Here is a 25,374-nt window from a genome sequence, read left to right on the forward strand (position 1 = left end):
GAGATAAGGCATGGGGTTAATTTATAAAGTTGCTGATCAAGATTGGGAATTTGAAAGTATACATAAATTAAATTATAAAACTTTTGTAGAAGAGATACCACAACATGAAGAAACGAAAGAACGGTTTCGTATAGATCGGTTTCATATAGAAAATACATATTTAATTTGTTTAGATGAGGATAGATTAATAGGTATGGTCGCAGTGCGGGGAAAACGACCATTCTCGTTAGATTATAAAATTTCAAATTTAGATATTTATTTGCAAGAGCATGGAGAAAAAGTGTATGAAATTCGTTTACTTTCAGTAGAACGTGAATATAGAAATGGAAGAGCGTTGTTAGGATTAATTCGTTTTCTACATCGTTATTTGCTTCTAAATGGATATGAATTAGCACTCATTTCTGCAACAACACGTGAACTAGCTTTATATGAGCAAATGGGATTCAAATCTTTCCATACGTTAGTTGGTACAGAAGAAGCAGCCTTCCAGCCAATGTATGTTACCCCTGCTATGTTTGAAGAGTCGAGTGTTGGGGGGATTATGACGAAAGAATATACGTTTTTACCTGGTCCAGTAGATATTGAAGAGAACGTTCGAAAGGCATTTTCTACGCGACCTATTTCCCATCGCTCTAAGTCATTTCAAGTGATGATGGACAATGTGAAAAAACGGTTACTTCACATGACAAAAGCAAAACATGTACAGCTTATGTTAGGAACAGGGACGTTAGCAAATGATGCGATTGCTTTACAGTTACGTTCTTTAAAAGGGAAAGGACTAGTATTAACAAATGGGGAATTTGGTAATAGATTAGTTGGACATGCAAAACGAGCACGGTTACATTTTGATACGTATAAAAAGGAAATGGGAGATCCATTTATTTATACCGAATTAGAAGAAATTATGACAACTGGAAATTATGAATGGATTTGGTTTGTTCATCATGAAACATCTACTGGAATGTTAAACGATTTAAACGAGCTAAATACTCTTTGTAACGAGAATCAAATGAAACTGTGTGTAGATTGCATAAGCTCAATTGGAGCAATACCATTAGACTTGAAGGATGTGTATTTTGCAAGTGGTGTTAGCGGTAAAGCGATTAAATCATATACAGGAATTTCTTTCGTTTTTCATAACCACATTGTAAAAATAAACGAGGCTGTGCCGGCCTATATGGACATTGGCATGTATGAAGAAAATGAAAGTATTCCATACTCACAATCATGGAATTTAATTTATGCATTGCAAGAAGCGTTGAAGAGATTTGAAGATGAAAAGGCATTTGTAAAAATTAAAGAGACATATGATTATGTTGAAGAAGTTATTACTGATATGGGTTTAAAGCTTGTTTCACCTAAAGAACATGCCGCGCCAATTATACTTACTATTGTATTGAGCGAAGATTATTCTTCTAAAGTAGTAGGCGATACATTAGCATTACAAGGATACATCGTTCATTATGAGTCATCTTATTTACAAAAGAATAATTGGATCCAAATTGCATGTTTAAATCATTATAAAGAACGCGATATGAAGAGGATGTTAAATTGTTTGCAAATGTGTTTATTTCAGAGTGGGGTACATATATAAAGACTTTTTCTTTTCGTATAAAGGAGCTACGACTTACGAAAACTTAGGAATAGAACATTGGAAGAGGTGTCAGTATGATAACTAGAAAACTACCATTACATATAGACGATATTAAAAAAGCTCACAAAATTCTAGATAGAAATGCTCGTAAAACGCCATTAGTAAAATCTTTTTACTTGACTAGTAAAACGGGTGGAGAAATTCATTTGAAATTAGAAAATATGCAATTAACGGGTTCTTTTAAATTTCGTGGCGCATTTAATAAAATGTCGCGGCTCACGGATCAAGAAAAAGAAAGAGGTGTAATTGCATGTTCAGCAGGTAATCATGCACAAGGAGTTGCATTATCTGCTCATTTACTCGGTATTAAGAGTAAAATTGTTATGCCAATTTCTGCACCTCAGGCAAAAGTTGAAGCAACAAAAGGATATGGATCTGAAGTGATTTTACATGGTGAAACCTTTGATGATGCAAAGGTAAAATGTGAAGAAATTATAAGGGAAACAGGTGAAACATACTTACATCCATATGATGATGTAGAGGTAATGGCTGGTCAAGGTACAATTGGATTAGACATTCTTGATGATATGTGGGATGTAGATACTGTCATTGTACCAATAGGTGGAGGCGGAATTATTTCTGGTATTTCTGTAGCATTGAAATCTTTTAATCCATCCATTAATATAATTGGTGTCCAAGCAGATAATGTTCATGGAATGAAGGCATCTTACGATAAAGGAGCAATCGTAGAACACTATGAGGCGCCTACTATTGCAGATGGTTGCGCAGTTAAAATACCAGGTGAATTAACATTTGAAATTGTAAAAGAATTAGTAGATGATATTGTAACTGTATCAGAAAAAGAGCTGGAAGTAGCGATGAAAGATTTATTACAACGTGGGAAAGCTGTTGTAGAAGGTGCAGGTGCATTAGCAACTGCTGCACTTCTTGCAGGAAAAGTTGATAGTTATATAAAAGGGAAAAAAGTAGTGGCTGTTATATCTGGTGGGAACGTGGACTTACAGCGCATATCAAGTGTATGTGAGCACTTTTTTGTCGCTAATGAAGTGAAATAGTTTTATGAAAGAAGAGCTAAGAGAAATGATCTTAGCTCTTACTTTTTGTCTACCGTTTACTGTAAGTAGAAATAAACTTGCAAAATTTGCTGTTTAAAAATTATTTTATTTAAGCGCCTATTTTCACACATATCTTTAATGTTATAATAATTATTTCAATATTGTCGAAACGTAAGCAGAAATTTAATATAATAGTTTTAATGTGCTAATGAGCGGTGAGGAGGGCAGGGCATGAATAAAGAAGAACAGGTCATGAACGGTTTCAGGGAATTATATAATAAGCTGGTTTGGCTTAATAAAGATAAGATGGAAGAGGGTCTTAAAGGTTTTAAGTCTTCTGAAGTCCACTGCATTGAATATATTGAAAACAATGCAGATTCTAACGTGACACAACTCGCAGAGGCTTTTTATGTGACTCGCGGTGCTATAAGTAGAATGACTAAGAAGCTCATACAAAAAGGCCTTGTTGAAAGCTACCAAAAGTCAGAAAATAAGAAAGAAATTTATTTTAGGCTTACCGAACAAGGGAAAGAAATTTATAAAATCCATGAAAATTTGCATAAAGAGTTTCAAGAGCGAGATAAAGCTGTATTTGAACAAGTGACTGAAGAAGAATTCAACAGTATAATTAGCTTTGTGGAAAAGTATAGTAGACATTTGGATGCAGAAATAAAGAAACAAGGTATACATATTAAATCGTAATATATTTTAATAATAAAGTGAAACTTTAATCAGTGGGGGCTTCATCTCCACTGATTATCAGCCCTCACCAATCGGGCTTTTACGGGCAGCCTTACTCTAATGAGAATAGGCTGCTTTTTTATTATTTTATTTTTGTTGACTAATCAACAAAATTTTTAGGAGAGAAGTTAAATGTCTATATTTAGATCGAAAAATGAAAGGGGAACTGAAAAAAGCATAGATAAACATGCTTTACTATTCGGACTTATTTCTGTATTTCTTTGTGGTATAGGTTTCAGTATCATCATGCCTGTAGTCCCATTCTTAGTACAGCCATATACAAGTAATCCGGAAGAACAAGCATTGGTTGTTACACTACTAACTTCCGTATATGCGGCCTGCGTGTTTTTAGCTGCACCAGTACTCGGAGCTTTAAGCGATAAGTATGGCCGTCGTCTATTACTTTTAATATGCTTATTTGGTTCTGCAATTGGGTACTTAGTTTTTGGAATAGGAGGAGCTTTATGGGTACTATTTGCTGGACGCATAATAGAAGGAATAACAGGCGGGAGCATAAGTACTATCTTCGCATATTTTGCAGACATCATTCCAAAAGAACAGAGAACGAAATATTTTGGATGGGTGAGTGCAGTTGTAGGTGCGGGAACTATCATTGGCCCAACCATTGGGGGGATACTTGCCAAGTTTGGTGATACTGTACCTATATATTTTGGTGCAATCATAACGTTAATAAATGTTGTATATGGGATCAAATATATGCCTGAGAGCCTTGAAAAAAATAATAGGTTGAAAGAGATTACGTTTGTAAGGTTAAATCCTTTTGTACAGCTAGCAAACATACTTTCCATGAAAAATTTAAAGTGGTTACTTGTCTCAGCGTTTTTACTTTGGATACCTAACGGATCTTTACAAGCAATTTTCACGCAATTTACAATGGATACTTTCAGTTGGAAACCTGTATTAATCGGACTTATGTTTTCAATTTTGGGCTTTCAAGACATTGTTTCACAAAGTTTTATCATGCCAAAGCTTTTGATCAAGCTTAGTGATAAACAAATAGCAATTCTTGGGATGGTTTCGGAGATTATAGGATACAGTTTTATTGCGGCATCAGCTTTGTTTTCACTCTATCCACTACTTATCGCTGGGATGCTGATGTATGGTTTTGGGGATTCAATTTTCGGACCTTCATTCAACGGGATGCTTTCAAAGTCTGTCAGTTCTAGTGAACAAGGAAGGATTCAAGGTGGAAGCCAATCTATTCAAGCTTTAGCAAGAATGATTGGTCCTATTCTTGGAGGACAAATCTATGTATCACTTGGTCATGCCGCACCTGCTTTTATGGGTATGATTCTTATAGTAGCGGCAATAGCAGTTTTATATAAGGGAACGCATGAAACTGTATAACAGATAGATATAAGAATAAATAAAAGGGAGTCAGAACTTAGGAACAAGTGCTGATTCCCTATTTGTTTACGGTTTGAGGACTAAGAGAAATTCTTTTACTGTTTAGGAATTTATTCTGCAATGCTCTCATGGTAAATGACTAGATAGTTTCATTATGCTTGTGCTGAAGTAAATAATGACTCCATCTTTACTTTGCTCTTCTCTCGAATTTCAGCATCTGCGTGTCTCATCACGTATTTATGCGCTACAGCGATTGCTAAAACATCATCTAATAAGCCGATCCCAATAATAGCAGCTATATCTGGAATGAAATCGATTGTTAATACGTAATAAGATAAAGCGGCTAATATTATGAATTTTGCTTTAGTAGGTAATTCTTTCTTTTTCATTGTGTAGAATAAAATAATACTTTCATATACGCTGGATTTACCGAGGTTTACAGAGCTTTTTCTGAACTTTTTCCAAAGTGTCTGTTTCTCCATATAAACACTCCTTTTACAAAAACATAGATTTTTTAAAAGGATGGACAAAGAAGTGAGAGATTAATCAATTTTATTGTTTTTCTTAATTATATATTTCCATAAAAATAGGGGAATACCTGTTCAAAATATTATAATGTGGATTATTTTGAACAGTGTTCCGTTACATAGTATGTGTTCGTTCCAAGTAAAGGTACTACGCAGGTAACGTTTGGTGGTAATACGTATTAAAGTTCATTTTCTACATTAATCTCTGCATTCGTACAATATTGAATTACTTCTAAATAATCTAAGGGTGCATTTATTGATGAGAACTTTTGTAATTCTTAAATAGCCTCTTTACTCGGTGGTGATTCATAGGCTTCTAATGTAATTCTGGTATTAATTGCAAGATTAGCCACTTCATCTAGCATTTCAGGTGTTACTTTGGTTCGAACCATTTTTCCTCTCTTTTCTCCCATTTTTTTAAAAGTTGTCGCTTCGGTGATGGCTTTTTTATTTTCTCAAATGAAGCCGATGAGTTTGAGTTTGAGAATTTTATCGTGGTATTATTTATGTAACAAGGGGATGTTGTAAGAAAAAATACAATTTGAGGGGAAAATGAGAATGGGAATTTATAATTATGAAGCGAAAGAGGGTTTGCAAGTAGGAGAAGTTTGTTTAGAACGAGATATTTATGAAATTATAAATTTTTATAAGAAAGGGTCAATAGTTTTATGTGATTCAGTATCTCGTTTCAGTGCGAATTCAGACAGAATGTTTAAAGTGATAAATAGGATAGAAACATATATGCATAAAAATGAAGACTATACATATCAGGTTTCGGATAGACCCAATTTGATTTATGTAGTTGAGCAGGTAAGATAAGGAAGTATCCATAACGGGTGCTTTTTTCTTTGTTATATAGAAATTACACATTAAACGTGAATTCTAACAAAATGGATATTTGGATTCAAATTATTTGTGATATGTACAGTAAAATGTATGTGTATGATTTAGTTATTATTATGCATTTTATAAGCGGTATGGGGGAAGAAAAATGAAAATAATAGAACTACCAATTGAATTCGAATTTAACGGGCAAAAACAATGTATTTATCCAAGTTTAATTATATTACATAATGAATTAACGTTAGTTGATACAGGATATCCAAGTTTTTTACCTTTAATTGAAAATGCAATATTAAAACATGGATATGAGATGAAAAACTTAAAGAATATAATTATTACCCATTATGATGACGATCATATAGGGGCTGTATATGATTTTAAAGTGAAATATCCAAATATTAATGTTATTGCTAGTGAAATTGAATCTAACTATATTAATGGTGATATAAAATCAGAGAGGTTAGTTCAAGCTGAAGAAATGTTAGAACGTATGCCAAATGAAGAAAAAGAATTTGGCAAATGGTTTATACAACAGTTAAAAAATATAAAACATATTTCCGTCGATGAAAAAGTACATGATGGTCAAATGATTTTGAATAATGAATGTCAAGTAGTGGCAACGCCAGGACATACCTCGGGGCATATTTCATTATATTTTCCGAATTTAGACTGTGTAATTACAGGAGATGCAGCGGTTCAAGAGAATCAAGAATTAGTTATAGCTAATCCGAATTTTTGTTTAGATATAGAAAGGGCGGAACAGTCTTTAAATAGGATTAAAAGTCTTAAAGCAGCACAGTATTATTGCTATCATGGAGGAAAACTTACTGTATAAAATAATAAAAAACCAATCTTTTTGATATAGAAAAGATTGGTTTTTTGATTCATAGATTCTGCAATTTGAATTAAATCCTTTACGTTATATTTACCTTGTATATAGCGTTTGTTACCAATTGCAATTGTATATTGAAAACCATTCTGCTGAAAGATAAGCTCATATGCTGAATCAAAATGAGGATTATATAATGCTTTTATATTATTTTTTAAGCTGTAGAACTTAGCTCCACTAGGTACATAGAAGCCTAATTTGTTTTGAACTGGTGAAACAGTGATTTTAAAAATCCCATTAATATCTTCATTGTAGTATTGGAGGTTTAAGTAATCGTTATAAATGTATCCTTGAAATTCGTGAATTTCGAACGGGAATTTTGTAGGAGTAAGTATATGTTCCTTACACTTCACTTCATATTCTTTTACGATAGTAGCTTCTTTCATAAGTGGATTCCCATCATAAATTTGATTGATTTGAGATATTTTATTATTTTTTGTTACTATTTCTAAAATGAAACCGACAGTAAATTCATCATTAGTGCCTTTGAAATAAGAAATAAGAAATAAGAATTGTAGTATCTTCTTTTGGAGATGGTACTATTTTAATTTCATGAATAGGTTTTTCCTTTTGGAAAGTAGGTAGTTCAACTCCTTCTGTTACATATGACTGCATTAATTTTTTATCATTTTTGAGTAAAGCTTGTTTAAATTCACTTATCACATTTGTTCGAGATTTTGCCATAATAATTGAGGTCGACTGAAAATATAGTAAGAAAAATATGCAAAATATCTTTATGAATGTAGTGTTCAATTCCATCACCCTTTAACTATGTTTCCGTAAATTTGAAATATATATGTATAGGAGGGGAGAAGATGAGTTTATTGCTTGATGTAATAATGGATATAATTTTGTTTTATCCTCGAAATGACATGAAATTGAAACACCATATTGCAAAATTAAGTGAATTAGAGTGGTTTCGAAATCTACATGAAGATCCGAAGTATACAAGTTTAATTTGGAGTAATAGAAAAATTAAAAAGTATATTTTGTCTTCTACTAACATGGAAGCATTAATAAAATCTGAGAAAAAGCAAAAAGAATTTGTTCATCTAGTACAGGATGAATATAAAAAAAGAAGATAAGAATTTTTTTATTTTTCATATTTGGCGAAACAAATGGTACAATGAAAGCTAATGTGAAAAATAAGGAAAAGAAGTGGTCTATTTGAAAAACTTTTTAGAATTAGGAATTAGTGAAACTTTTAATCATACATTACGTGAAAATGGAATTACAGAAGCAACACCAATTCAAGAGAAGGCAATTCCATTTATTCTGTCAGGTAAAGATATTATTGGGCAGGCGAAAACAGGAACGGGTAAAACGTTAGCATTCGTGTTACCGATTTTAGAAAAAATTGATCCAGAGTGTAGTGATGTCCAGGCTTTAATCGTTGCGCCAACAAGGGAATTAGCCCTGCAAATTACAACTGAAATTAAAAAAATGCTTGTTCAAAGAGAAGATATTAATGTACTAGCGATATATGGTGGACAAGATGTTGCGCAACAGTTGAGAAAATTAAAAGGTAATACACATATTGTTGTAGCAACACCGGGACGATTATTGGATCATATACGCCGTGAAACAATTGATTTAAGTAATCTTTCAACAATTGTATTAGATGAAGCGGATCAAATGCTTTATTTTGGTTTCTTATATGATATTGAAGATATTTTAGATGAGACACCAGGTAGTAAACAAACGATGTTATTCTCAGCAACGATGCCAAAAGATATTAAAAAATTGGCGAAGCGTTATATGGATGAACCGCAAATGATTCAAGTACAAAGTGAAGAAGTAACGGTTGATACAATTGAGCAGCGTGTCATTGAGACGACAGACCGTGCAAAGCCAGATGCACTTCGTTTTGTTATGGATCGTGATCAGCCATTTTTAGCTGTTATTTTCTGTCGTACAAAGGTTAGAGCGAGTAAGCTTTATGATAATTTAAAAGGATTAGGTTATAATTGTGCTGAACTTCATGGTGATATACCTCAAGCGAAACGTGAAAGAGTTATGAAGAGTTTCCGCGAAGCTAAAATTCAGTACTTAATCGCAACGGATGTAGCAGCTCGTGGACTTGATGTAGATGGTGTAACGCACGTATTTAACTTTGATATCCCTGAAGATGTAGAAAGTTATATTCACCGCATTGGCCGAACAGGACGTGCAGGTGGATCAGGTCTTGCAATTACGTTCGTTGCAGCGAAAGATGAAAAACATTTAGAAGAAATTGAAAAAACGCTTGGTGCACCAATACAAAGAGAAATAATCGAACAACCGAAGATAAAACGTGTAGATGAAAATGGAAAACCGGTACCAAAGCCGGCTCCGAAGAAATCAGGTCAAAATCGTCAAAGAGATAGCCGCGAGGGTTCAAGAAGTGAATCAAGACGTGATTCGAGAAATAGCTCGAGAAGTGATTCAAGAAATAGTTCGAGAAATAGTTCTAGAAATGAAAATAACCGATCATTTAATAAGCCAAGTAATAAAAAAGGTAGTACAAAGCAAGGTCAGCAAAGACGTGGCCGTTAAATAGTTATAATTGTAAAAGAGTCGCAAAATATTGTGGCTCTTTTTTTGTTTGTATACAACAAGGATGATGGCAAGAAAAAAACAAAAATTTCATTCACCGTATTTGGAATTTATAAAGGAAATTTTATAGTCCAAAACCATTAGAGCGAGGGTATTACTATCATTCAGCAGAACACTTTGGTTAAAAAAAGGTATTGAAGCGAGCGAGTATTTTCATTACACATTCCGCAATTATCGAAATAGAACAAGAGAAGTTTATGAAGGATTAAACTCGTATTGGTGTACGATCGTTGGAAACTGGAAAACTAATTTGTTAGTTTTGATCGATGAGGAACTCGAGAAGCAACACTGCCATCCTTATGAGGAAATTGCTTACGACGATGAAGGTAATGTAGTGATAATATGCGAAATAAGAAAAAAGGACTAGCAGTCGTACCTGCCGTCCTTTAATAGGAGAAAAAGTAATCTTATTTAGAACTACGCATAAACAGAAAATCTGCTTGTAATTAGTTTTACCCTAAATATACGTGTCTATACAAAAAAGGGATAAGTAAAAAATACTTATCCCCCGGAAGGGAAATCCCAAGTACAAAAATGGCTCGTATTGGTCTGCAGGTTCAAAAGTAGTATATGTAAAACGAAAAATCTCATACAAAAAGCAGACAACGATTTTGGTTGTCTGCCAGTGAGTTCAATGAGTTAGCTAATTGTGATAATTTGCATCCCCATTGCGAGAAGAGTGAAGCTGCTAGTTCAAACAGCTTGTTGGTATTATTTTCGATTTCTTAAAAAATATACAGAGAAAGCAGATAAGTGAAGAACCTACCTGCTTTTGCTGTAACAAAAGAAAGAGGTATTAGCCGTGGACACGGCGGCTTGAAAATAGTATGTATTTTTATTTGAAAAATATTCACGGGGTGAAGAAACGTGGAATGTTTGATAAAGGTGTTTGTGAAATTAATCGGCTAATTAGTAAAACAAAATAGTTATTTGGGAGAAAGAGAAAATGAATATGAGATGAATTGAAGCTGTTGAAGAATTACTTGAAGTGATGAAAGAATGCTTTTGGAACGGAACATCTTTAAAGGGTGAAGCTAATGATTTTAATATTGTATCTTGGCTGATTGAAGAAGCGACGCGTAAAACAAAATAAAGATTTCATCTTGTAGCAATGGGGAATAGATATGTGTACTTATTGGGGGAAAGTAGATAAAGAGTTCTTTAAGAGGCAAGAACCGGAACAAAATAAAAGAGCGGCTAGCAAAAGCTAACTGCTCAATACAAGGAGATACAGAGAAGACTACTTTAAATGAATGTTGGCATACAGCCTACATACAGTATTGACCGAATATTTATTTTAAATTCAATTTATTTAAAGTAAACATTCCAACAGATAAAATGGTTGCGCCTGCTACAGAACCTAGCCAGTCTCTCCAGCCTAATGTATTTAAAGATGCATCTGTTAAATCCGTAATTAAGAAGATAGCAAACATTAATACACCAAATGCTAAGCATCCCCAAAATGTTTGCAAATATTTAATCATTTTCTTTCGGAACTTGCTCATATAAATCACCCTTATTAATAATTTATATTTTTATAAATAAATTATCGCATGTGCAAAAATTAAAAGTACAAAATATGCAATATTACATATTGGAACTCAACAAAATACTCCATTGATAAGAACATAGATTGAACGGAGGGGAACCGTGTCGTATGAATCAATTGTCATTTTTTGAAGTCATCGATGTAAAGGAGATGCGCTGACTCGTGGTGAAGGAGCTGAAAAACTACAAAGTGTTGTGCGTCTGGATGAAGAATCGAGAAAAATAGGATCAAGCGGAGGGCATCGTTCTTTTCCTAAAATGAAAGATGACGATAAAAAACATGAGATACGTTTTAAACAAATTGAGCGTACGTTAAAAAATAAAAATTTATAAAGGAAATAGAAAGTAGGATGTTGTATATACAATAATAGGAAACTTTTTGCAAACTAAACATATAATTTTAATAGACCGACAGTCGGTCAGGTGGGAAGGAGAACTTGAATGCGAATTGTAAAGGAGTATGAGGAGCGTAGAAAGGAAATTTTAGAAACAGCTGAGCGTTTGTTTCTTACGAAAGGTTATACGAAAACAACCGTAAATGACATTTTAAAAGAAATAGGTATAGCAAAGGGGACGTTTTATCATTATTTTAAGTCGAAGGAGGAAGTAATGGATGAAATCATTATGAGGATTATTAAAGAGGATGTCACTAAGGCGAAAAGGATTGTCTCCAATCCCGATATCCCCGTTTTAGATAAGTTATTTCAAATTTTAATGGAACAATCACCAAAATCAGGAGATGTAAAAGAAAAAATGATTGAACAATTCCATCAACCGAATAATGCAGAAATGCATCAGAAAAGTTTAGTACAATCCATTATACATTTATCTCCTGTATTAACGGAAGTTTTAGAGCAAGGAATAGAAGAAGGCATATTTTCTACTCCATACCCACGAGAAACAATTGAATTATTACTCTCTTCAGCACAAGTCATATTTGATGATGGTTTATTCCAGTGGAAACCGGAAGAAATGATAAACAGAGCTAAAGCTTATATCAAAATGATGGAAGCATCTGTCGGAGCGAAAGAGGAATCTTTTGATTATATGATGGAAGTTTTAATTAAACAGAAATAGTGATTTTCTGTTTGAGTATTATCGACCAGCAGTCGGTCTAACTAAATGAAGGATGTGATGAGGATGCCAGCAAGTATTCAATCTTCCTTGAAAGATTTTCACTTAATGGTAAGTGGTCAAATTATTACTATTTTAGGTTCAACACTATTACGTTTTGCTCTCTCACTATATGTGCTAGATATAACAGGGCGTGCAGATATATTCGCAGGGTTATATGCGGTAACGAGTATTCCGTTTCTGCTAGCACCTCTTGGCGGAGCAATAGCAGATCGTTTCAACCGCCGTAATGTAATGGTCATTTTTGATTTTATAAACGCTGCTATTGTATTAAGTTTTATAGTTTTGTTATTAACTGAATCGGTATCTATTTTATTGATTGGAACAATTATGTTTTTACTAGCAGTCATTAGTGCAATGTACGCACCAGTTGTAATGGCGAGTATTCCGCAATTAGTTCCAGAGAAAAAGTTAGAACAAGCAAACGGTATCGTAAATGGTGTGCAAGCATTATCTAATATAGTTGCACCTGTACTAGGAGGAATATTATACGGCATAATTGGTTTGAAAATGCTCGTAATAACAAGTTGTCTTGCTTTCTTTTTATCTGCGATTTTAGAAATGTTTATTACAATACCATTTATAAAAAGAATACAGGAAGGCCATATCGTACCGACAATTGTAAAAGATATGAAAGAAGGTTTTCTTTATGTTTTAAAGCAACCTTTTATTTTGAAGGCTATGTTACTTGCAGCTTTACTAAACTTAATTTTGACACCGTTATTTGTTGTTGGGGGACCTATTATGTTACGAGTAACTATGCAGAGTAGCGATACGATGTATGGAATTGGAATGGGATTAATTGATTTTGCAACCATATTAGGGGCATTGTCAATCGGTTTCTTTGCTAAAAAGTTACAGATGAAAACATTATATAATTGGATGCTTATCATAGCTTTATTAGTAATGCCAGTGGCACTATCAGTTACACCGTTTATTCTTAATTTAGGATACTATCCACCATTTATCCTCTTTATACTTTCTTCTCTTTTAATCGCAATGATTATGACAATTGTATCCATCTATGTGATTACTGTAGTCCAAAAGAAAACACCAAATGAAAATCTAGGAAAAGTGATGGCAATTATAACAGCGGTATCTCAATGTATGGCACCAATTGGGCAAGTCGTATATGGTTTTATGTTTGAAGGATTCAGTACGAAAATTTATTTACCTATATTTGCTATTAGTTTCATAATGATATTAATAGCTATAGTGACGAAGAAAATATTAAGAAATGAAGGGAACTAGCTTCATATGATTAGGAGAATGTTAAAAAGAGATTTCTCTAAAAATAAAATGATAATTATCATTTTATTTATGTTTATCAAGTTATCAAGTTTTTAATGGCTAGTGCTTCAAGTAACGTTATAAATCTATGATCGATTGTTTAAAGTATCAAGCGCACCGCACGTCGTACAGATTCATACCGGAGAAATAAATCAAAAGTCAATGGATTCATTTGTAGAAAAAACTCCTTTTGTAAAAAAGTAGCAAACGGCAGAGATGATCCAAGTACAAGTAAACGGGTATAACATTTTTATACAAAATAAAAATAAGGCGAACATAATAGCGTAATAGATATTAGTTCCGTGAAACAAAACGCTAATTTTAATTTTTTATTAGATTTAAATAATAAAGTGATACAGATTAGTAAAGGGGAAATAGGTGTACCGATTTATTTTATGCAAAAATACAATCTGCATATTGGAGATGAAATATGGATTATAAAAAATAATATAGAACAAGAATTTACGATATCAGCATGTGTTCGTGATGTTCAAATGAATCCATCAATCGTTAGTTCAAAGCGATTTGTAATAAGCAATGAAGACTTAGAAAGATTAAAACGAAATTTGGGAGAAAGAGAATATCTTATTGAATTTCAGTTAACAGATGTAAATTAGATAAATGAATTTGAAGATTTATACCAGTCATCGAACTTACCTCAAAAAGGATTAGGAATTTGCTAAATAGAAAGGGGAAAATAAAATGAACGCTATGGAAAACGGTGTATATGAAACAACCAGATTAGTTAGTGAATCAATGGAATGACAAGCTGTAATGAATATCAATCAAATTTGTGAATTAGATCAATATCAAGAAGCGACATTATGTACATGGAATACAAATAACGATTTTGGTAGAGTTGTTTTAAATGCAGCATTAGGGCTTACGGGAGAAGTTGGTGAGGTTGCTGATGTTGTAAAAAAAGCAATTTTTCATGGTCATGGATTTGATCCAGCTTATTGTCCAGGAAAAGAAGAAGGAAATACACATAAAATCGCTTTAGAGATAGGGGACATCTTGTACTACATTTCAATCATGTCTCACGAAAGGGAATATACCCTAGGAGATATTGCTCAAATGAATATATCTAAATTAGCAACAAGATATCCAGACGGATTTAGTCGAGAAGCTAGTCAAAATCGTGTAGATGTGAAATGAAAATCGTAATAAAAAAGAGCCATGAGTGGAAAGGCTCATGGCTCCTTATATAAGGGTAATGATTTTATAGGTAAATATTATTATGAAATCCCAAAAAATTAAATATAAGTCAATTAATTGGTATAGAATTTGGATTTTATTTAAAAGAAGGAACGGAGGAATATGTAAAAGACTTTGAAAGGTCCATAAAAAAAGAATTCAGTAAAACTCTGAATTCTTCTACACGTGATTTTATTTGTTAATCCATTTAGAAATAATAGGATAATGAAACTCTTTTTCTTGTAGCGCATATAAAATCCCTTTTATAGGCCCGAAAATTAACAAAAGGAACAGTATTAGATATAAAGGAGCTATGCCGAAAATAATCAAAGTATTATTTGAAGTCAAGTCTAAATTAGACAAGGATAGCATTAAGATTCTTATTGCGAAGAGATTCCAAATTACTGTAATTATCCAAATGAATAGTTGATAAAACACAGCTTCAAGGATATTTTTTTTGAATGTTTTGTGATTTGTATACAAAATAAAAAATCAACGGTATATAAAAAATTGTGATGCTAAAGAAAATAAGAATAAAAAAAGATAATAAGGTAAGAAAATGCATAATTAATTTTATGTTCTTTTCTTGAGCTAGAATCATTAAGGTCCTCCTATATGTATGAGATTTGTTGTAGCTATTATATTTTAAGATTTTCATTATGGTAATAATGCGCTACTAAAAAAAATTACTACTGCCTACAGTTAAAGTTCCGCTTTCTGCTGCAGAAAATTGTATATCTATTGTTTGGCTAGCAACGGATACTAAATTTTTTCTTATAGTTATTCTTAGAGTAGAAGTCGTACCTAAAGTTGGATTAAATCCTATATTGGCACTGAATAAATAGATACCATTTATAGGGGCTGTAAATGTATTCGTTACTGAAGAATACCCTCCACCATTATTAAATATTATATTACCATACGATACTTGAATATCTGCAGGAGGAGTAAAAGACTGTGCACCATTTTTTTCTGCACGAAAATTAATGTTAAATGTGGGTCCGGTAGGTCCAGTGTCGCCGGTAGGCCCAGTGTTGCCAGTAGGTCCGGTAATTCCAGTAGGCAGAGTAAATGATGGGATTGGTGGGAAAGTAGGCCCGACTAGGTCGGGAGAAATTGAAATTTCAGATTTTATTTTAGGTGAATTGAATCTGTCTTTTCTAGACATATGTATATCATCCTCTCTAAGAATAGCAGATTATATCCAGTAGATGCATGATATGAATTGGGTGTGATTGTATTTTGAGATAATAAGAAATAAATTTATCTAATCTAACTATAAAAATTAGAACTAAACAAAAGCGTTAATTTATTATAAAAAATGGGTGACTCAGCAATTGTGTCAGCCGAGTCACCCAATACTATTGATTTTAGATAATAATCTTTTTCTATATGTAGTTATAGTGAGTTCTAAGAGGTTAACTCCAAACCGCAGTTAAAGGACAAAGAAATTTATTTTAGAAAGTATTAGATTTAACTATGTTAATGCTACAACAGCAAGAGTCAAGCCCAATGTATTTAATGTATTAGAATATGGTCCTACATTAATAGTAAGAGTACTTGTTATACCTGAAGGTGTAGTGAAAATTGCGGGTGCTGATACAGAAGTGAATCCTGCAGTATATCCCAGAGAAGTACCAGATCCAATGATTGGATTATTATTAAGATACATAGTGATACCTGCCAAATTACCTCCTGGTTGAATGATAACTTGTACTTCATAGATTGCCAAATAGGTTCTTCCACCTTCAAGTAAAACAGTTGTTGGTGGTGTGAACGAGATTGCTGTACCATTAGAATTTACCACGGTATCTAGTGGAATCGCGGAATTTACAGAAACTATTGATGGGGTAGTTTGAACAACATTTAAACTATTAGCCGTGGGGGATGGACAAGTGCAAGGTTTGTGAATGTTAGAGTTGTTATCATTTTGGAAATTCACAAATAATCAAGCTCCTTTGCGTAAAAAAATTTTTATCCTATATAAAACGTAGCTTTTTTGTATCTAAGTTATTTTTAATAAATTTTTAAAGATAAATCGAATATTGTTGGTCAGTCGACTCATAAAAGTATTCGATACTCTGGGATTTCAAAGTGCATCTGATAAATATATATGAATGTTTTTTTAAGGACATTACTGTAAGTTAGGAAAACATAAATCTGGAAATAAAACTTGATATTCCGGGTTTAACCGAAGATCAGTAGTTGAGGTTGTAAAGTGTATATAATTTTTTTCTAATTTATCTAGTGTTGCCAGATGATGAGTACCTAAGCCACGCTGGATGCTATGTTTAGAAAGAGTAGGCCCAATTTGTAATTTTCGGTTTTTCATAGCAGTATTCCAGGGACTGTAAAAGAATTTTAAAATGAAAGCAGGATACATGTAAACGATAAATGGATGAGGTGACCAATGTCGCCCTGCCCAATAGTTACCATGCGAATAATGGTGGATTAATCTACCACCATAGTATGGAGCAGGTGGATTAGGAGGGATTATTCTCCCATGATAACGCTGTTTGACAAGGGGAATTCCGTATCTGGGATTGGTATAACCGTGAGCAGGGTCATCCACCATCAGAATAGTTCTAATAGCATACATCTTTTGCCCTAAATTGGCAAGAGATGAGAAAAAGGCTTCCTTATCAACACAGCAAAGAAATTCAGTGGTATTTAGTACCATTTTCCATCCCGTAATTTCTTTTTCTATGTTCATTACTTCTTGATCAACTAAAATGGCATCAAACTCTAGTACCTTTGATTCACGGATTTCCCAATGAGGTGCAAATAATTTGCATAATTCAACCGAACGATCAGTAGACCCACGATTAATAAGAATGCCATGATCAAATAATTTTGTGTGGTGCATTAACCACCACGGAAGCAGATACTCTTCGTTATAAAAATGAGAAATTAAAGTAGTGTTAATAAAAAGTCCTCCTTTCAAAATTTTGTGGAATATATCCTTATCTAGTAAGATATGTTACTTGATCTAAAAAGAATGAAGAAAGATTTTTAACAAAATAGTTAGTTTAATAAAAACCGGAAAATGTGGGGGAGTTAAAGGAGAAGAACCCTTTATATAAAGGGTTCTTCTGGTGATTTAATCTATCAATTACATTCGTGGTAATATTTATCACATGAATCGTTATTATCGTTACAGCATATACAGAATGTTTTTTGAACAAATAAACTAACTACACTAGTAGAACCTTCTTGCTTTGTAAGAGTAAGACTTTGAAAATCTTCAACTTGAAATATTTTTGTTTGAACAGGTTGTAATGTAGTAGTAATTGGTACGTTAGATCTTCTTGTTAGAATAGTTACTTGAACGGGTGCACTCATACCGACAACGAATAACTGAATTAATGTTTTATTATGATTGTTTGTAAAATCCTCAAATACAGTTTGTGGAGCGGTGGTTTCAAGGAAAACAGATACAGGTATATTCCCATTTGCATTTTCTACAGAACCAGCTATCGTATGAGTTTCAATAAAACAGTTGTTTTTTTGATTGTTGGAATGCGATTGATTTTTATAATATTTTTTACCATCTTTATAAAAGTAATCAGCCATATGAATTTAAAGCTCCCTTCTTTTAGATATCTATATAGTCTATTTAATAAAGTGAAGTAGTGCTTGTACGACATAATAAAATCCGCTCTCGTAATTACCTGAAAATGTTATTTAGAAATTAAAGAGCGCCATTCAAGGCGCTCTCGGATAAAAAATAATATTGAAAAAGAATACCACATTATATTTTATGCATGTTCTTAATAAATGTGTAGTTTTTAACAAAATCCTTATTTGAAAACAAGAAGCCCTAGATTTAGGGCTTCTTGTTTTGGTATTCTCACATGGTTTTTCAAAAAGAATAGAACATATTGAAGATAACATGTGAATGTTTCATAAATGTATCAAAAAAGTGAACAAAATCGTTATTTTAATTAGTTCAGCCCCTTGAAGGGCGCTCCAAGGGGCGAAGATTCGAGAACTTGTAAACTCTTGTTTAATTACATGAAAACTCCCTAAGGAGAATCTATGATATTTTAACACTCAACTAACTATTTTGACAAATATATATTGATAAAAGAAACCCCGATTGTCCGCGGGGCTTCTAAGGGGAAGTGCCAAGTAATGACGTACTTGACTAATTAACCATATCATGAATTTTTTGGTAAAAATACTAGTAAATCCGTCCAATTGTATGATCGTTAATTTGAACAAAAACTCTATTTTGTAGAGCTTTAATTCCATGGGAAAAGAGCACTTTGTAAAAGTGCTCTTCTGACCAAAATCCATTTTGTAAAAGAGAGGAATAATATCATATGAATTTATTTTTAAATGTGTTTAAAATCGTATAAAAACTTCATTTTGCACAACAAAGCAGCCAGCTTAATTAGCTAACTGCTTGTTGTACAAAAGAAGATTAGGCCCTACAAGTAAATGATATGTAACTTTAAGTTACAACTATATTATAAGCAGAATTAAACATGTTATGCGGTAGTAAAAATAAGCTTAATCAAACTTTCATTTTGTATTAAGTTGGAATATAAAAAGAGCACTTAGTAAAGTGCTCTCGTGACGAGTCTCATTTTATAACGACTATTTTATAAAGAAAGGAACTCAGGATATTATATGTGCGCCAGTCAATTGAGTACCTTGTACAAATAAAGAGCAGCTAGCAAAAGCTAACTGCTTATATAAGGAAATCGGAGAAAGATAACCATGTGTCTACAGTATTGACGGAATATTGGTTTTTATTCGTGAAGAACTACGATTAACTTAATGCATAGCCCACAATCAAAGTTAGTGTTAAAAACACTGATAATAACATTGTTAGTAGAACTGTTACTATGCTTCTAAGCATTGATATCCAATTATCTACTTTAGAGAATCCTTTAATACCAGCAAAAAAAGTTCCTATTGAAAAAATGAGTACGAAAAATAAAGGGTGAAAATAAACGGCGTTTATAAAAGATGCATTTATTTCAGGTGTACATACTTCAAGATATAAAAGAAAACAAGCAATACAAACGAATGAAAAAATAAAGGACCATAGATTTATATTATGTTTCATAGGTTGCTCCTTTGTTATCGGAATATTTCTATTAAATTTTAATGGGAAATATAAGAAAAAGATAGTGTTTATAAGTTAGAATGAATTTTTTAACAAAATAATCCTTTTAAAGTAAAACAAACAGAATATAGTCCGGCTAGAAAACTAGAGGGCACCAATTCATTAAAGCAGCAATTAAAGCTGTTTTAGGAATAGGTGTTCTTTTTATTTTGAAAAGAGGGATGGGGAAATATGAGGGCACTAAAAGAACAATTACGCGAGTGGAAAAAGCAATCCAAGCAAGGAAAGAAGAAAAATAAGAAAAAACAAAAAGAGAAATTAAGTACTCGTGAAATTGGTGATTTAATGGGAATACATAGACCTTGTTATGAACGAAGACACGGAGCATTAAGACAAAAATAATTTAAAAATAAAAAGGAGTGGTCTTACATGACTAAACAATTATTTTTCTTATCAAAAATCGATAGAGTAGCAACGCAGAAAAAATTAGAAGTTGCTCTCGAAAATGTACATTTATATAGACAGTTTGGAATGATGCGTGAAGAAATGAAAGTTACTCCTTCTTATGAAATTAGATATCACGGATCTACAAATGATGTAGGAAAGCCATTAGAAGATGTAGCGATGGCTAATATTCAACAAAGTAAAAGAGAAGAATGGATTAAGCAAACATCATTTCGTATTGACCAGTTTCTTAGTCGTTTGGGTAATGGGCGTGCAGGAAGGGAGCAAAGAGACATCATCATTAAGCGTTATCTAGAAGATGAAGATGTATGTGATTATATGGTATATAACGAAATCGGCATGAGTGAGCGTACTTATCGACGTGTTAAGGCTAGAGTATTTTATAAACTTGCTTTTGCTCTTAGATTAGAAGTTTATGAGACTGAAGAAACTGGAGGTAATGAATAATGAATTTTGTTCAGCCAATACGTGATCCAGAACAAATACAGCAGCTTAAAGAGTATTTTAAGGAAAAGAGCTTACGCAATTACATCCTCTTCATTATGAAAATCAATACAGGCCTGAGAATCTCGGACATTTTGAAATTGAAGGTAGGAGATGTTAAAAGTAGTCATATATCTATGAGAGAAATGAAAACTGGGAAACAGAAACGAATACAAATTACTGCAGCACTGAAAAGAGAGCTTAAATGGTTTATCGAAGAAAGGGAAGATAATGAGTATTTATTGCAAAGTAGACAAGGTAGGAATCGTCCAATTGGTCGTAGTATGGCATATAAGATATTAAGCGGAGCATTGGCAGAGTTTGGATTAGATGAAATAGGAACACATACATTGAGAAAAACATACGGGTCTCACATGTACATGCAAACGAAAAACATAGATTGCTCATGGAGATATTTAATCACTCGTCAGAGAAGGTCACGTTACGTTATATAGGTGTAAATCAAGATGCAATGGATAAGGCAATGACTAGGTTTAAAATTTAATCATTGCTTTTTCTTTTGGGATAGTTTAAAACCTTAGCCTGATTGCGATGGGATCGCCACATCAAAAAAATTCGCATGTTACGTTAAGACACATTTTAGGCAGAAAATCAGTAGTTCTCTGAAGAACTACCATTATCAATCCTGTTTTATTGGATAATCTTGAGAAAATATTTATCTGGATGAAAAATTAACATTTTTTCAATTTCCTGTAATTATAATTAAAGGTATTCTGTTAGTGTTATACAAATGTATCTTTCAATCTATTCCATGTATGAATCTAGTCTGGCTATCAACAGAATATTTCACACACAATTGAAAAAGGGGGAATGTTTATGCAAAGAATTTTAAAGTTCCTGTTCATGTTCGTTTTTTCTTTGATTTGTGTTTTGTATGTTCAAACGAACGCTTTTGCCGCACCTGCATACGAGGGAGTTGTCAAAATGAAGCAGCCGTCAGGCGAAACTTTTGAAGGCACGTTACATGGAGATGAATGGTTCCACTGGGTAAGTACAAAGGATGGCGACATACTTTTACAAGATCAGAAGGGATATTGGAATTACGCTGAGCTTACATCAGATGAACTGATATCAACGGGTACAAAATATAAAATCGATAAGAAGCCTTCAATGGCGTTAAATGAGGACAATTTGAATAAGTGGATAAAAAAATACAACCCTCAAGCAAAGAAAAAACAGGTGCACATGAATAAATTACAAAAAGAATCACCAAAAAATATTGATGGAACTGTCACTCCAGTTGTAGGAACCAAAAAATTACTTGTTTTGTTAATTGGGTTTACAGATGTTGATATTGCATATAACGATAACGACTGGAGTAACAAATTCTTTTCTACAAATCAAAAGTCAGTTAAGAATTACTATAATGAAGTAAGTAACGGAAAAGTACAGATAACTCCAGCTCCTGAAACATATGGTACTCAAAATGATGGAGTGGTTAAAGTGAAATTAGATTACGCTCATCCGAGTACATCGGGAAAAAGTATGGGTACGGTTATAACAGATGCACTCGCTAAAGCTGATTCTCAAGTGAATTTTGCTAGTCTTGATACTAATAATGATCAAGTCATTGACTCTAAAGATGGCTTCTACATTGTAAGTTTTCTTGCTGGTAATGAACAGGCTGCTCCTGGTGCTCCACTTCCTTATATTTGGGCACATCAGTCGTATGCTCCAAATACAAATCACGATGGTGTTACGGTATCAGGCATGTATACGGCGCAGGGTGAAAAACAATATGGTCATATGGCAACAATTGGTATCCCTGCTCATGAGTTAGGTCATTCCTTTGGCCTGCCAGATCTATATGGTGATAATAATCGTGTGGGTAGCCTAAGTATAATGGGTAATGGATCTTGGAATAGTCTACAAGGAGAAGATTATGGAGCTACACCGGGTCATATGGATGCTTGGTCAAAAGTAAAATTAGGATTTGTAACACCAAATGTAGTAAATACCACTAATAACTTTACTCTAAATGCTATCCCAAATAATTATAATGTGTTAAAGATTCCTTTAAAGGATAATACGTATTTTTTAGTTGAGAATCGCGCAAAGGTTGGGTATGATGCGAGCTTACCAACAAATTCTGGTGGTATTGCAGTTTGGCATATTGATGAATCCATGAATAATAATTCCAGTGATCCGCATCCTTTCATTGATATAGAACAATCAGTCAGTGAATACCAAGACCCGTTCTATTACACGAATCAAAATCATGCTGCTACCTTTGGTCCAGACACTAATCCGAATAGTAATACCTACACGGGAGAAAAATCAGGAGTAACGATTACAACGACAAGTACAAGTAATTCTGCTATGAATGTAGCAGTCACAACAAAAGAAGCTAGTTTAATTCCGCAAACAAACTGGACACTAAAATATGTAGATAGTTATAATTGGTACAATTTAGGTACGTATGCCTTTGATGGAAACAAAGACACATTTTGGCATACAAACTGGAGCCCCGTAGCTCCAATGCCGCACGAGATTCAAATTGATTTAGGTGCAACTTATAACCTCTCCAAATTCAGCTACTTGCCAAGGCAAGACGGCCAAATAAATGGAACGATTAAGGACTATGAGTTTTACGTCAGTAGTGATGGAGTAAACTGGGGAACAGCGGTATCCATAGGTGCTTTTGCAAACAATATTAACTTGAAAGAGGTCAGCTTTGTAAACAAGACAGGTCGTTATATTAAACTACGTGCATTAAGCGAGGTAAACAACAATCCATGGACAAGTGCCGCTGAAATTAATGTATTTGGGGTGGTTCAATAATATATTTGTGAGGTTATCTAATTAAATTATTGATACGCTAGTTCAAAGGGTTATCATCTGCTGAGAGTTCCCTCGGCATTTGATAACCTTTTGTTCTATACTAGCCAATATGCAAAAGAAAAACATGGATTGATAAAATTCATATTCTTAGCTTGGTAGCAATGTGGTGGTATTCCTTACAGTTACTCATAAATTTTGTACTATGTAACTCAAAAAAGAAAGTGTTATAAATTCAATGATACCAAGGGATTCAGCAAAGGGTTCAGTTACACACAATATAAGATATGGGTAAGTCATAGAGAACTTGAAATAATATATTAATTACTTAGTGAAAATAGTATGGATTAAGAAGATAATGATTTCAAATCGTCAAAGTAGAGAAAAAGATACGAATGATTAAATTTAAATGTGGGTTATAAAATTATTAATATAAATATAACGATTTTAAAAATGGTCAATGACATTTTCCTCAAAAATGGAAAAGTTGATATAAAAGCACATAACCGTTTACAGCCCAATACATATAGTGTCAGTGTAGTGATAAGCAAGTACAACATGACTGCAATGAAAAATTATTTTTCTGTTAGCTTGTTTTCATTACGAGTTAAATTAATAGAACTTCTGTTAGTTATTATGAAACGCATCTTTGTTATAGGATCGGGGGGGAATATCTTGGCTGCAGAAAAAGGATATAGAAGTGGTTGTGGTTATGGCGGAGGATTTGCATTACTAGTCGTATTGTTTATCTTGCTTATTATCGTTGGCGCTGCTTGTTTTTGCTAGTTTATGAACTTCATTTTTTTCTAGAGAGGAGGAGTGTATCTTGGCTGCAGAAAAAGGATATGGAAGTGGTTGTGGTGGTTATGGCGGAGGATTTGCATTACTAATCGTATTGTTTATCTTGCTTATTATCGTTGGTGCAACTTGTTTTTGCTAGTTTATGAACTTCATTTTTTTCTAGAGAGGAGGAGTGTATCTTGGCTGCAGAAAAAGGATATGGAAGTGGTTGTGGTGGTTATGGCGGAGGATTTGCATTACTAATCGTATTGTTTATCTTGCTTATTATCGTTGGTGCAAGCTGGTGCGGATATGGTGGTTTTTAAGTAACAACCTTCTTATATCACCAAGAATAAATAAAGGGTTGCTTCACGTAGTGTGAAGTAATCCTTCATTAATATAGTTTAATATATGTTTAGAATATATAATGTGTTCGTTATGAAAGGAGAAAAAAATGGGATCTAGCCCATATTTTAATAAAAATGTTTCGTATCAAACTTCATCTATTCCAATAACCGAAGTAACTCAGAAGAAAAGTCGAATAATAGCGGCCGAAGCTGTTACACTTTCCAAAACGAATAATGAAACAACCAATGAAGCAATCAATGGAACGACTGATGAAACATTAAAAAAACAGAAAAATAATTCATCTGATTATTCGCCATTCCAAATTAATATTCCTTATTTTAATATAAAAATAACTTCGACAGAGATATTAGGTGTTGCTAAATCCGTATTTATGCAAGCTCTTATTCAAAAGGTTCAAGATCCGGTATTTTTAATGAATCTTTTGAATAGTGAAGGTGGAAAGAAACTACTTAATTTAGCAGGTGATTTTTTTAAAGATACTGCTACGAAATCAGAAAATGATAAAGATGAAAACTAACATCAGCCTTTATTGATATACATCTCTTTGATAGCTCTAATTTCATAAATACTACAATCACAAAAGATAGGGATTAAAAATA

At 33.1% G+C, this 25,374-nt stretch carries 24 protein-coding genes and 5 pseudogenes; 20 read left to right on the plus strand and 9 right to left on the minus strand.

Translation table 11 applies throughout. The annotated features are described in order from the left end of the window. The first annotated feature begins 10 nt into the window (after nt 1-10). From GD442_RS11480 to GD442_RS11495, 4 genes are all read left to right on the plus strand, one after another. Nucleotides 11-1,594, plus strand: coding sequence for an aminotransferase class V-fold PLP-dependent enzyme (locus GD442_RS11480; RefSeq protein ID WP_000523055.1), 1,584 nt, complete (start codon nt 11-13; stop codon nt 1,592-1,594). 74 nt (nt 1,595-1,668) lie between these two features. Further along, on the plus strand, nt 1,669-2,670 hold the full coding sequence (tdcB, locus tag GD442_RS11485; protein ID WP_000632959.1) for a bifunctional threonine ammonia-lyase/L-serine ammonia-lyase TdcB: 1,002 nt from the start codon (nt 1,669-1,671) through the stop codon (nt 2,668-2,670). A gap of 231 nt (nt 2,671-2,901) precedes the next feature. Beyond that, nucleotides 2,902-3,372 (plus strand): MarR family transcriptional regulator, encoded by a 471-nt coding sequence (locus GD442_RS11490; protein WP_001030904.1) that lies wholly within the window; start codon nt 2,902-2,904, stop codon nt 3,370-3,372. Between the two features lie 171 nt (nt 3,373-3,543). After that, nucleotides 3,544-4,779 (plus strand): MFS transporter, encoded by a 1,236-nt coding sequence (locus GD442_RS11495; RefSeq protein WP_000021787.1) that lies wholly within the window; start codon nt 3,544-3,546, stop codon nt 4,777-4,779. 152 nt (nt 4,780-4,931) lie between these two features. On the opposite strand, the gene GD442_RS11500 is transcribed toward GD442_RS11495, so the two are convergent. After that, nucleotides 4,932-5,261 (minus strand): YkvA family protein, encoded by a 330-nt coding sequence (locus GD442_RS11500; RefSeq protein WP_000415094.1) that lies wholly within the window; start codon nt 5,259-5,261, stop codon nt 4,932-4,934. 603 nt (nt 5,262-5,864) lie between these two features. Between GD442_RS11500 and GD442_RS11505 the strand changes: the two genes are divergently transcribed. Both GD442_RS11505 and GD442_RS11510 read left to right on the plus strand, forming a co-directional pair. Beyond that, complete coding sequence (locus tag GD442_RS11505) at nt 5,865-6,125, plus strand: hypothetical protein (protein ID WP_000513521.1); 261 nt, start codon at nt 5,865-5,867, stop codon at nt 6,123-6,125. Between the two features lie 172 nt (nt 6,126-6,297). After that, complete coding sequence (locus tag GD442_RS11510; RefSeq protein WP_000691157.1) at nt 6,298-6,984, plus strand: MBL fold metallo-hydrolase; 687 nt, start codon at nt 6,298-6,300, stop codon at nt 6,982-6,984. A 47-nt stretch (nt 6,985-7,031) separates the two neighbouring features. Here the strand turns inward: GD442_RS11510 and GD442_RS27730 are convergent. After that, nucleotides 7,032-7,791 (minus strand): annotated as a pseudogene (locus GD442_RS27730) (hypothetical protein); the annotation flags it as partial. Between the two features lie 62 nt (nt 7,792-7,853). Here GD442_RS27730 and GD442_RS11520 point away from each other — a divergent pair. Beyond that, nucleotides 7,854-8,123, plus strand: coding sequence for a hypothetical protein (locus tag GD442_RS11520; protein WP_000054894.1), 270 nt, complete (start codon nt 7,854-7,856; stop codon nt 8,121-8,123). Nucleotides 8,124-8,196: 73 nt separating this feature from the next. Further along, entirely contained in the window at nt 8,197-9,573 is a 1,377-nt protein-coding gene (locus GD442_RS11525) for a DEAD/DEAH box helicase (protein WP_002041129.1), read from the plus strand. Nucleotides 9,574-10,925: 1,352 nt separating this feature from the next. On the opposite strand, the gene GD442_RS11530 is transcribed toward GD442_RS11525, so the two are convergent. After that, nucleotides 10,926-11,138, minus strand: coding sequence for a hypothetical protein (locus GD442_RS11530; protein ID WP_000033159.1), 213 nt, complete (start codon nt 11,136-11,138; stop codon nt 10,926-10,928). A gap of 484 nt (nt 11,139-11,622) precedes the next feature. On the opposite strand from GD442_RS11530, the gene GD442_RS11535 reads away from it, so the two are divergent. From GD442_RS11535 to GD442_RS11550, 4 genes and pseudogenes are all read left to right on the plus strand, one after another. Continuing rightward, complete coding sequence (locus tag GD442_RS11535; RefSeq protein ID WP_001223584.1) at nt 11,623-12,258, plus strand: TetR/AcrR family transcriptional regulator; 636 nt, start codon at nt 11,623-11,625, stop codon at nt 12,256-12,258. A 63-nt stretch (nt 12,259-12,321) separates the two neighbouring features. Beyond that, a complete protein-coding gene (locus GD442_RS11540) occupies nt 12,322-13,566 on the plus strand; it encodes an MFS transporter (RefSeq protein WP_001111720.1) in 1,245 nt (414 codons plus the stop codon). Nucleotides 13,567-13,572: 6 nt separating this feature from the next. After that, nucleotides 13,573-14,282: pseudogene (locus GD442_RS28055) on the plus strand (ABC transporter permease); the annotation flags it as partial. A 25-nt stretch (nt 14,283-14,307) separates the two neighbouring features. After that, nucleotides 14,308-14,763, plus strand: a pseudogene (locus GD442_RS11550) (nucleoside triphosphate pyrophosphohydrolase family protein). 231 nt (nt 14,764-14,994) lie between these two features. Here GD442_RS11550 and GD442_RS28060 read toward each other — a convergent pair. From GD442_RS28060 to GD442_RS28065, 6 genes and pseudogenes are all read right to left on the minus strand, one after another. Next, nucleotides 14,995-15,403 (minus strand): annotated as a pseudogene (locus GD442_RS28060) (magnetosome magnetite crystal formation protein family). Between the two features lie 75 nt (nt 15,404-15,478). After that, the gene (locus tag GD442_RS11555) at nt 15,479-15,970 is read right to left on the minus strand and encodes an exosporium leader peptide-containing protein (protein ID WP_000087353.1); all 492 of its coding nucleotides are present in this window, start codon (nt 15,968-15,970) and stop codon (nt 15,479-15,481) included. Nucleotides 15,971-16,279: 309 nt separating this feature from the next. Beyond that, nucleotides 16,280-16,744 carry a hypothetical protein gene (locus GD442_RS11560; protein ID WP_001010966.1) on the minus strand — a complete coding sequence of 155 codons (465 nt, stop codon included), beginning with the start codon at nt 16,742-16,744 and terminating at the stop codon, nt 16,280-16,282. A gap of 192 nt (nt 16,745-16,936) precedes the next feature. Continuing rightward, entirely contained in the window at nt 16,937-17,668 is a 732-nt protein-coding gene (locus GD442_RS11565) for a hypothetical protein (RefSeq protein WP_000546545.1), read from the minus strand. Between the two features lie 242 nt (nt 17,669-17,910). Beyond that, nucleotides 17,911-18,375 carry a hypothetical protein gene (locus GD442_RS11570; protein WP_000796395.1) on the minus strand — a complete coding sequence of 155 codons (465 nt, stop codon included), beginning with the start codon at nt 18,373-18,375 and terminating at the stop codon, nt 17,911-17,913. Nucleotides 18,376-19,579: 1,204 nt separating this feature from the next. Next, nucleotides 19,580-19,879: a hypothetical protein gene (locus GD442_RS28065; protein WP_000682208.1), complete on the minus strand. Its 300-nt coding sequence runs from the start codon at nt 19,877-19,879 to the stop codon at nt 19,580-19,582. Between the two features lie 231 nt (nt 19,880-20,110). On the opposite strand from GD442_RS28065, the gene GD442_RS27735 reads away from it, so the two are divergent. From GD442_RS27735 to GD442_RS11605, 8 genes and pseudogenes are all read left to right on the plus strand, one after another. Further along, nucleotides 20,111-20,281 (plus strand): hypothetical protein, encoded by a 171-nt coding sequence (locus GD442_RS27735; protein ID WP_001202055.1) that lies wholly within the window; start codon nt 20,111-20,113, stop codon nt 20,279-20,281. A gap of 27 nt (nt 20,282-20,308) precedes the next feature. Then, nucleotides 20,309-20,791, plus strand: coding sequence for an ArpU family phage packaging/lysis transcriptional regulator (locus tag GD442_RS11575; RefSeq protein ID WP_000166130.1), 483 nt, complete (start codon nt 20,309-20,311; stop codon nt 20,789-20,791). Then, nucleotides 20,791-21,332, plus strand: a pseudogene (locus GD442_RS11580) (site-specific integrase). Before GD442_RS11575 ends, GD442_RS11580 begins: the two are co-directional and overlap by 1 nt. Before the next feature lie 332 nt (nt 21,333-21,664). After that, a complete protein-coding gene (locus GD442_RS11585; RefSeq protein WP_001188938.1) occupies nt 21,665-23,629 on the plus strand; it encodes a M6 family metalloprotease domain-containing protein in 1,965 nt (654 codons plus the stop codon). Between the two features lie 672 nt (nt 23,630-24,301). After that, nucleotides 24,302-24,412 (plus strand): YjcZ family sporulation protein, encoded by a 111-nt coding sequence (locus GD442_RS11590; RefSeq protein ID WP_000718602.1) that lies wholly within the window; start codon nt 24,302-24,304, stop codon nt 24,410-24,412. Nucleotides 24,413-24,452: 40 nt separating this feature from the next. Continuing rightward, the gene (locus tag GD442_RS11595) at nt 24,453-24,566 is read left to right on the plus strand and encodes a YjcZ family sporulation protein (RefSeq protein ID WP_000718600.1); all 114 of its coding nucleotides are present in this window, start codon (nt 24,453-24,455) and stop codon (nt 24,564-24,566) included. 40 nt (nt 24,567-24,606) lie between these two features. After that, nucleotides 24,607-24,732 (plus strand): YjcZ family sporulation protein, encoded by a 126-nt coding sequence (locus tag GD442_RS11600; protein ID WP_000718599.1) that lies wholly within the window; start codon nt 24,607-24,609, stop codon nt 24,730-24,732. Between the two features lie 128 nt (nt 24,733-24,860). After that, a complete protein-coding gene (locus tag GD442_RS11605) occupies nt 24,861-25,292 on the plus strand; it encodes a hypothetical protein (RefSeq protein ID WP_000535863.1) in 432 nt (143 codons plus the stop codon). Nucleotides 25,293-25,374 lie beyond the last annotated feature (82 nt).

Source organism: Bacillus sp. A260 (assembly GCF_009861435.1).
Classification (GTDB): domain Bacteria; phylum Bacillota; class Bacilli; order Bacillales; family Bacillaceae_G; genus Bacillus_A; species Bacillus_A cereus.